Source organism: Fusobacterium sp. (assembly GCF_032477075.1).
GTDB lineage: Bacteria > Fusobacteriota > Fusobacteriia > Fusobacteriales > Fusobacteriaceae > Fusobacterium_A.
In genome coordinates this window covers 1-9,477 of record NZ_JAWDXO010000012.1, presented here as the reverse complement: position 1 = coordinate 9,477, position 9,477 = coordinate 1, and the positions used below count along the sequence as shown (strand labels likewise).

Sequence of the window (9,477 nt, the reverse complement as noted above, 5' to 3'; positions counted from 1 at the left end):
GTAGGTGAAAAATGAAAAATAATAATGTTTTAGAAACAATAATAAATGATACAGAAAATATTATGAATGATATTTTTTTAAGTGGTTTTCATACAGTACAGCCTGCAACTTTTGAAAAACTTGAACAAATAGAGGAATTATGCAGAAAAACTGGAATGAATAGAGCAGAGGAGCTTGTAAAAAATTTGAGAGATGAACTTAATAAGAGAAGAAATAGTTTTGAATATAATATAGGGGCAACCACTGATATATTCTGTAAGTTAGAATTTTATATTCAGAATGCAAAAGATATGGTTTTATAGAACTTTTTATTCCTGTTAAATAGAGCAACTTCATTTATAAATGAGGTTATGGAAGTGATTGCTTCTTAAAATAAAAGTATCAAATTTAGAGCAAAAGAGGAAATAATTTGGAAATACTTAAACAGCTGTGTTAAAATATAATTAAAATTAAAACATTAAAGGGGATGCATAATAATGGATGAGAAAGAAAATGAATTTGATATATTAGAGGAAGAAAAGGTTTCAAGGAAAAATGATGATAGAGGTGGATTTGCCTGGGGATGTCTAGGTTTCTGTATTCCAATAGTTGGACTGATACTATGGCTGGTATGGAGAGATGAAAAACCTAAAACAGCAAAAGCAGTAGGAATAGGAGCTTTAGTTAGTGCAATCATAGGAGCAATATTTGTTATTATCTATTTTATTTTTCTTGTATTTATTGTAGGAATGGTTATTGCTACAACAAGTTAATGGATAAAATAGAAAAATTTTTAAAGATATTGTTCATGTGTCACTCAAGACCAGAGAGAAGTTTTTATTTCAAAGGAAAGCAATTTCCAATATGTGCAAGATGTACAGGAGTATTATTGGGATGGATAGCAGGAATAATCTATTGTATTTTATTAGAGGTTCCAAGAGGGTACTTTGCTTTACTAGTTATCATTCCTTTAATAATTGATGGAGGTACACAGTCTTCAGGAAAAAGGGAAAGTAATAATGTTCTTAGAATTATTACAGGGATTTTATTTGGAATGGGAACTATATTTATTTTTCTATATTTTCATAGAATAATGCATAAACTGGCTATTCTTTTTTTGCAAAAATATATTTTTATTAAATAGATAATATTAGCTTAAAGAACAGAATTGAATTAATTTGATTCTGTTCTTTGTGATTATACATAGAAATTGAAATAAAGGAGGATAGAATCTATTTTAATACAGATTCTAAAGATGAAGTGACAAGATTCTTATTAAATTTATTCAGAAAAATAAAAAATGAAAAAGTATTTGATAAAGGAAGAGATTGTCATGATAATGGTTTGCTCCTTGATTATCAAATAGAAAAAAGTGAAAATAAAAATGAAACTATATTTGAAATGGAAGGAAGAATTAATGGAACTGGAGAAGTATATACTCCTGAAATAAAGTTCACCAAAAATGAACTTATAGATTTTCATTGTAATTGTGTTTACTTTGATTTAAATAAATGCATATGTGAACATATAATAGCTTTGGCATTTGAAGGAAATAATTTTATTGAAGAATTAGAAGAAACAGAAGAAAGGGAAATAATAGAATATTTTAAAAAGAAAGAAGTTGAAAAAAATAGAATATTTTTAGAGATAGAGTTATTGATAGTTAATAAAAGTGAAATAAATAAACCAAGTCTTAATATAGATATAACACTTTCAGCATATGGGAAAAGGTATAAACTTAATAATAAAGTTTCAGAATTTTTAGCAAATTATGAAGAAAATCCAATGAAATTTGGAACAAAATATACATATAACCCAAAAAGAGATTATTTTAGTGGCTGGGAAAAAGAATTTATAGAGTATTTAAAAGAGCTGCATGAATTTTATACTTTTAATACTTCAAATTCAGCTTTTTCTATTGAAAAAATACTTGAAAGAAAAAAATCTACTGAAAGACTTTTTAATATATTAGAAAAAAATAAAAAATTAAATATTAAAGAAGAGAGTTTAGAAAAATTTATAAAAATTAATTTAGAACATTACAATGAAAAAATAAATATGAGTATTTCTGATTCTGGAAAATATGTAAGTGTTGGACATAGTTATATTGTATGTAGAGATGTTATTGATACGAAAATATATAAAATATCTTCAAAAAAACTGGAAGAGTTCAGAGAGTTTGAAAAAATAATGGAATTAAAAAATTGGAATATAGGCTTAAAGGAAGAATATATAGAAGATATTATAAATAAAATATCAAGATTTTGTCAAATAAATTTAGATAAAAAACTAAAAGAAAAAATATATGAGCCAAAACTAATAGAGACAGGAATACTTATAGATTTATATAGACGAGAAGGAATAATTTTAAATATAAAAAAATTATTTGATGGAAAAGAGAAAAAAGATATAGAAAAAATTGTTATTGGAAATGAAGATGTAGATAAAGAAGATATTTTTCAAATATTAGGAAAATATAATTTTGTAGAAAATGATGAAAGATATATTTTAAATGATCCAGAAGAAGTATATAGTTTCGTAAAAGAAGATATTCCAAATTTAAGTGAAAAATATAAAATACTTTATTCAAAAGATTTTAAAATAAAAAAATATGAAACAGTGAATTATCAAGTTTCAACTAAAATAACTGATCTTTTTGAAATAAGTTTTGAAGTATATGGAATTACAAATGAAGAAGTTTATGAAGTATTAAAAGCCATTAAAGAAAAGAAAAAATATTATATTTTAAAAAATGGAGAAATGCTCCTTTTAGAAGAAAATAAAAATATGGAAGAGCTTTCAAAACTATTAGCTGAATCTGATGCTAAAAAAAATGAAATACTTTCTGGAACAATAAAAAGAGAAAAGAGTTATGGATATTTTCTATCAAGTTTTCTGGAAAAATTGAGCAATATAAAATTAACAAATGATTTTGAGAATATATATCAAAAGATTATACAGTGTAAAGAAAAAAGCAATGTCACTATAAATAAAAATTTCCCTATGTTAAGAGAATATCAAAAAATAGGAGTACAGTGGCTTTTATTTTTAAGAAAATTAGGAATGGGAGGAATATTAGCTGATGATATGGGACTTGGAAAGACTATCCAAATAATATCATATCTTTCAGCAATAAAAGAAAAAAAGGGATTGAAACTTATAATAGTACCCAAAACTCTTATGTATAATTGGAGAAATGAATTTAAAAAATTTGCTCCAGAACTTAATGTGAATATTGTAGAAGGTAAAGCAGCAGTTAGAAAAGAAATTATTGAAAACTCAGAGACTGGAGATATTCTCATAAGTACATATGGTTTTTTAGTTAAAGATGAAGAATTATACAAAGATATTTCTATTGATACATTGGTGATTGATGAAGCTCAGAATATAAAAAATTTCCTGTCTAGAACTGCTGGCTCTGTAAAAAAAATAAAAGCTGATATAAGAATAGCTCTAACTGGAACACCAATAGAAAATAATACTTTAGAGTTATGGAGTATTTTTGATTTTGTTTTTCCAGGATACTTAGGAAAACATACAAAATTTTTAAAAAAATATAGTGAAAATTTAAAAGAATTAAAAGAGATGATAGCTCCATTTATTTTAAGAAGACTTAAAAATGAAGTGCTTGATGAACTTCCTGAGAAAATTGAAACTGATATTATAGTTGAATTAAGTGATGAGGAGAAAAAACTGTATTTAGCCTATTTAGAAAAGTCTAAAAAAGAAATTCATGAAAAAAATAATTCGTTAGAAATACTTGTGTATCTTACAAGATTAAGACAGCTATGCAATCATCCAAAACTTTTTTTAGAAAATTATAATGGAGAAAGCTCTAAATTGGAAACTCTATTAGAACTTTTAGAAGAATGTAAAAGTGGTGGACATAGAGTTCTTTTATTTTCTCAATTTACAGAAATGCTGGATATAATAAAAAAGAATATACCTAAAAAAATGACTTATTTATATTTAGATGGAAAAACAAAATCAGAGCATAGGGTGGAATTGGTAGAGAGATTCAATTCTGGAGAAGGAGATATATTCATTATTTCATTAAAAGCTGGAGGAAGCGGACTCAATCTTACAGGAGCAGATACTGTGATACATTTTGATCCTTGGTGGAATTCTTCTGTTGAAAATCAAGCTACTGATAGAGCCTATAGAATGGGGCAGACAAAGAATGTCAATGTTTTTAAATTGATAGCTAAAGGAACTATTGAGGAAAAAATAAATATAATAAAAGATGAAAAAGAAAAATTAATAAGAGAAATATTAGATGAAAAAGAAGAAGGATTAAATTCTATAACTCAAAAAGATATATTTGAATTATTAAATGCAAAATAAAATCTAGACAGAAATTAATAAACATGATAGAAAGTAGATATATTAAAGTAATCTTGGGAGGAACATATGATAAGAAAAGTAGCAGTGGCAGTATTATCAATATTTTTACTGGGGTGTGGAGAAAAAGCAGAAGAAAAGAAGGAAGTAAAAAATGAAAAAGTAATTGTGACAGTAGCGCAGGCAGCAAAACCTAAAACTTTGGATCCTCCTCTTGCTAATCAGGTAGCTTCTATGACTGTAGCAAGACAGGTATTTAATACTCTTTTAGCTGTAGATGATGAAGGGAATCTTATTCCTGAAATAGCTGAGAAATGGGAATTTGAAAATCCAAAATCAATTCTTTTTACTATAAAAAAAGGAATAAAATTTCATAATGATGCTGAACTCACAGTAGAAGATGTGGCTTTTTCTGTGGAAAGAATGAGAGAAAAGGCTGGAACTCGTATACTTTTAGAGAAAATAAGCGGAGTGGAAATAGTAGATGATTCACATGTAAGAGTACTTTTATCAAGTGAATTTTCACCACTATTATATAATATGACTCTTTCTCTTTGTGGAATAATAAATAAAGAAGATACACTAAAAAGAGGAGAAAGTGAAATAGCTGTAAATCCAAATGGAACAGGACCTTTTAAACTTACTTACTGGAATAGTGGAGATGTATTAAAATTTGAACCTTTTGAAAATAGTTTTATGGGAAAACCAGAAATAGATGAACTTGTATTCAAAGTGATACCTGAAGGAAATAATAGACTTATAGCTCTGGAAACAGGAGAAGTAGATATAGCATATAATCTTAGTCCATCAGATATAAAATTTGTAGAAGAGAATGAAGATCTTACTTTAGTAAACAGACCATCTATGAGAACAGAATATGTGGGATTCAATACTGAAAAAACGCCATTTAATAAAAAAGAATTCAGGCAGGCTGTAAATTATGTATTAGATAGAGAAGGAATATTAAGTGCTGTTTATGATAATGCTGGAGAACCTGCTACTTCAATGGTAAGTCCTAATATGATAGGAGGAAAACCAACAGGAGATATCAGCTTGAACTTGGATAAAGCAAAAGAACTTTTAAATAAAGCTGGAGATATTCCTAAAGAAATGAAAATAATGACAGATTCTACACCAGCTAATATTCAAACTGCTCAAATTATACAAGCTAATTTAAAAGAATTAGGAATAGATTTGATAATAGAGCCAGTTGAATGGGGAACTTATCTTGAAAAAAGTGCCATTGGACAGCATGAGTTAATATTGGGAGGATGGTTTCCAGGAACTAATGATTCAGATATTGTATTATATCCACTTTATCATACTGATGCAAGAGGAGCTGCTGGAAATAGAAGTTTTTATAGTAATCCAGAATATGATAAACTTGCAGAACAAGGGAGATTAGAAACAAATCTTGAAAAAAGAGCTGAAATATATAGACAGGGTCAAGCTATATTAGAGGAAGATCTTCCATTGATACCTATTCTTAGAAAGAATGAATTAGTAGGAATGAGAAAAAGTATAACTAATTTTATATTCAGACCAAATGGACATCATGTTTTAACAAAAATAAAAAAAGATAAGTAAATAAATAGAAGAAAAATAAAAAACTCTCTCAGTGATCAATTGAGAGAGTTTTTTTATTATAATTATATTTATTGAAAAATATTAATTAAGTTTTTTATATAAACTAGGCGAAAATAATATTAATATAGGAAAAATTTCTAATCTTCCTAAGAGCATTACCAAAGACAATATCAATTTATTTACATCGGAAAAAGATGCATAATTAGATGTTGGTCCAACTATTCCCATACCTGGCCCTATATTGTTAAATGTAGCTGCAACTGCACTGAAAGCTGATAGGAAATCAGGAGAATCCCAAGATATACATATTATAGCTATTAAGAATATAGTGATATAGAGCATTAAGTAAGTGCTTATTCCACTGGATAACTCTTTAGTTATAACTTTTTTATCCATCTTTATATTTATTACTCTGTTGGGAGTACCTATTTTTTTAAATTCACCAATAACAGTTTTAAAGAGTATCGCTATTCTTGATACTTTTAAACCTCCTGCTGTAGACCCAGCACATCCTCCTACAAACATAAGGAGAAGAAGAATGGTTTTTGAAAATACAGGCCAGGTATCAAAATCAACAGTGGAATAACCTGTTGTGGTAATCACTGATGAAACAGTAAAAAATACATCTCTGAATAAACGACCAATACTTTTATAAGTTGGAGCAATATTTATTCCAATACCAATTACAGCCATTACAACTATACCACAATAATATTTTAATTCTTCATTTTTAAATACCTGTGCGTAGTTTTTCAAAAGCAAGGCATAAAAAAGGTTGAAGTTCATACCACACAGAAGCATCCCTATTCCTAAAACATAATCAATATATGAACTGTTATAATGAGCTACACTGCTGTTTTTTATTCCAAACCCTCCAGTTCCCACTGTCCCAAAGGCATGAACAACTGAATCAAAAAGTGGCATACCACCAAGTTTTAGAAGTATTGTTATAATGATAGTAATGAAAATATATATCATATAAAGAATTCTAGAATTATAAGACATTTTTGCAACTAACTTACCAAATGTAGGACCTGGAACTTCAGCTTTCATTATATGCAAAGACTGATTATTATTTTTAGGAAGTATAGCTAATGCTAAAACCAGTACACCCATTCCACCAACCAGATGAGTAAAGCTTCTCCAAAATAAAAGAGAATTTTCTAAAACTTCAACATTAGATAGTATACTGGCTCCAGTTGTAGTAAATCCACTTACTGTTTCAAAAAAAGCATCTATGAACGAAGGTATTCTTTTGCTGAATACAAAAGGAAGAGCACCAAAAAATGACAGAGCTATCCATGAAACAGATACAATGATAAGACCTTCCTTGGCATAAATCTTTTGATTTTCAGGAACTTTTTTAGAAATAAGAAGACTGGAAAACAAAAGCAATATTATAGTAAAAATATAAGATTTTTTTACAATGATACTTTCATGATAAAAAAAACTTAATGCTAATGGAATCAGCATAAAAGCAGTTTCTATTTTTAGGATATGTCCAATAACATATCTCACCATTTTATTATTCATAATCATTCCCCATTATTTCAATATTTTATTAATATCATCTAAGAATTTTTCAGTAGTGACAATAATGACTCTATCCTTAGGCTTTAAAATATCAAGCCCTCCTGGAAAGATCAGTTGACCATTTCTTAAAATATATGCAATCAAAAGATTATCTTTTGTATCTAAGTCTTTTAATGGAATATTAATAACTTTGCTGTTTTCAGGAACTTTAAATTCAATAGCTTCAACATTATTATCAACAAGCCTGTAAAGAGTTTCAATATTTTCTCCTTGTGAACTTAGAAGTGATCTAACTATTCTTACTATATAATCAGCAATTATTTTTTTAGGAGTGACAATAGATTGAAGTCCTACAAGTTCTAAAACGTTAAATAAGGATACACCATTTATTTTTGTAATAGTTTTTTTAATTCCTAATTTATTTGCATACATAGACAGGATAATATTTTCTTCATCTATACCAGTGAGAGATACAAAAGCATCATATTCTCCAAATCTTTCTTCATCGAGAAGCTCACTGTCAGTTCCATCTCCATGTACTACAACAGCATTTTCATATATACCACTCAACTCTTGTGCTTTGTTTTCATTGATTTCAATTATTTTTACATCTATCATTTTTTCTAAAAGAATATCTGTCAGATAATAAGTGATACGTCCTCCCCCTATTATAATAACAGATTTTATACGTTCTTCTTTATGACCAAGAGATTTATAGAATTTTGAAAGTTCACTTTGAATACCAGTTACATATATTCTGTCTCCAGCCTGTAAGATAAAATTTCCAGTTGGAATATGTATTTCCTGTCCTCTTTTTACAATACAGACAAGTAAGCTGGCAAAATATTTATTTTTAAATTCCATCAATCTTATTCCATCTAAATAAGTATCTTTTTCTATAAGTACTTCCACAAGATTCACTTTATTACCTGCAAAAGTTTCAACATTTAAAGCATTTGGAAATTCAAGATTTCTAGCTATAAAAAAGGCAGCTTCTGCTTCTGGATTCAGCATTATATCTATTCCTAGAGAGTCACTCATAAACTTCATTTGTGAAGAATATTCAGGATTTCTTACTCTGGCTATTGTATATTTAGCTCCCATTTTTTTTGCTATTACAGATGAAATAATATTTATCTCGTCAGAATGTGTAACAGCTATAAAAATATCAGCTGTTTCTACAGAAGCTTCCCTCAAGACTTCACAGTTGGCACCATTACCAACCAATCCCATAATATCTGAAGATGAGAGAATCCTGTCAAGTATCTTTGGATCTTCCTCAATAAGTGTTATATCATTTCCTTCTATAGCAAGGTCTTTGCAGAGCAGTTCCCCTATTTTTCCTGCACCAACAATTGTAATTTTCATACTGTACTCCTATTTAAAAATATAATTCTATTAATTTTAGTATGAGGTAATTATATCATAAGATTCAAATGTTTCCAAAATTAAAAAATATAAAATAAAAATTAAAGGTTCTTTTACAAGTTTTTAATAAGAAAAAAGTTGTCTACTGTCTATATTGTAAAATAATAATCTATTAATTTTTAGATAGTTCTATGGTAAAAAGTATAAAAAAATAAAATATAAAAAAACTTTTAAACTTTTTTGTTTAAGTAAGAGTCTAAATATCATAGAAATAAAACAACAAAATAATAAAGATTTTTTCTCCCCCAGAAAAAATGATCTCCCCTCTGATAAAAAAGAGGGGGGAAAACAAAAAATAAAAAATATTTAAACTTTTTAAGAAAATTAAGAGTCTAAATAATATATATAAAAAATAATAAAGAATCTAGTAAAAATCTTAATACCCCCATTATATAAAGATTTTACTTAAAATTTTATAAGCCCTCCTAATAAAGAGGGAAACGCTAATAATAAAAATTTTATATAAAAAATCTCTCCCCGAGGTTGAGACTGTTCTGAAAAGATCAGTCTTTTTTTTATTTCTTAGGAAATTATAATTTGATAAATTTGTTGAAAAAATAAAAAATATTAATTATTTTGGATTCATATTAGATATATTAATCGAATAAG

Annotated in this window: 7 protein-coding genes; 5 read left to right on the top strand and 2 right to left on the bottom strand. The window is 27.3% G+C overall.

The genetic code is table 11. The annotated features are described in order from the left end of the window. Positions 1-11: 11 nt before the first annotated feature. The 5 genes from E6771_RS06645 (at position 12) to E6771_RS06625 (ending at position 5,907) form a co-directional block, all read left to right on the top strand. Positions 12-302, top strand: coding sequence for a hypothetical protein (locus E6771_RS06645; RefSeq protein WP_316090437.1), 291 nt, complete (start codon positions 12-14; stop codon positions 300-302). Positions 303-476: 174 nt separating this feature from the next. Next, entirely contained in the window at positions 477-752 is a 276-nt protein-coding gene (locus E6771_RS06640; RefSeq protein ID WP_316090436.1) for a hypothetical protein, read from the top strand. Further along, positions 752-1,123 carry a DUF2085 domain-containing protein gene (locus E6771_RS06635; RefSeq protein ID WP_316090435.1) on the top strand — a complete coding sequence of 124 codons (372 nt, stop codon included), beginning with the start codon at positions 752-754 and terminating at the stop codon, positions 1,121-1,123. Before E6771_RS06640 ends, E6771_RS06635 begins: the two co-directional genes overlap by 1 nt. Before the next feature lie 116 nt (positions 1,124-1,239). Further along, positions 1,240-4,323, top strand: a complete 3,084-nt coding sequence (locus E6771_RS06630) for a DEAD/DEAH box helicase (protein WP_316090434.1) — start codon at positions 1,240-1,242, stop codon at positions 4,321-4,323. A 66-nt stretch (positions 4,324-4,389) separates the two neighbouring features. Continuing rightward, positions 4,390-5,907 carry an ABC transporter substrate-binding protein gene (locus tag E6771_RS06625; RefSeq protein WP_316090433.1) on the top strand — a complete coding sequence of 506 codons (1,518 nt, stop codon included), beginning with the start codon at positions 4,390-4,392 and terminating at the stop codon, positions 5,905-5,907. A gap of 81 nt (positions 5,908-5,988) precedes the next feature. Here the strand turns inward: E6771_RS06625 and E6771_RS06620 are convergent, their stop codons facing one another. Next, positions 5,989-7,440: a TrkH family potassium uptake protein gene (locus E6771_RS06620; RefSeq protein ID WP_316090431.1), complete on the bottom strand. Its 1,452-nt coding sequence runs from the start codon at positions 7,438-7,440 to the stop codon at positions 5,989-5,991. Between the two features lie 12 nt (positions 7,441-7,452). Further along, positions 7,453-8,808 carry a Trk system potassium transporter TrkA gene (gene trkA / locus E6771_RS06615; RefSeq protein ID WP_316090430.1) on the bottom strand — a complete coding sequence of 452 codons (1,356 nt, stop codon included), beginning with the start codon at positions 8,806-8,808 and terminating at the stop codon, positions 7,453-7,455. Positions 8,809-9,477: the final 669 nt, after the last annotated feature.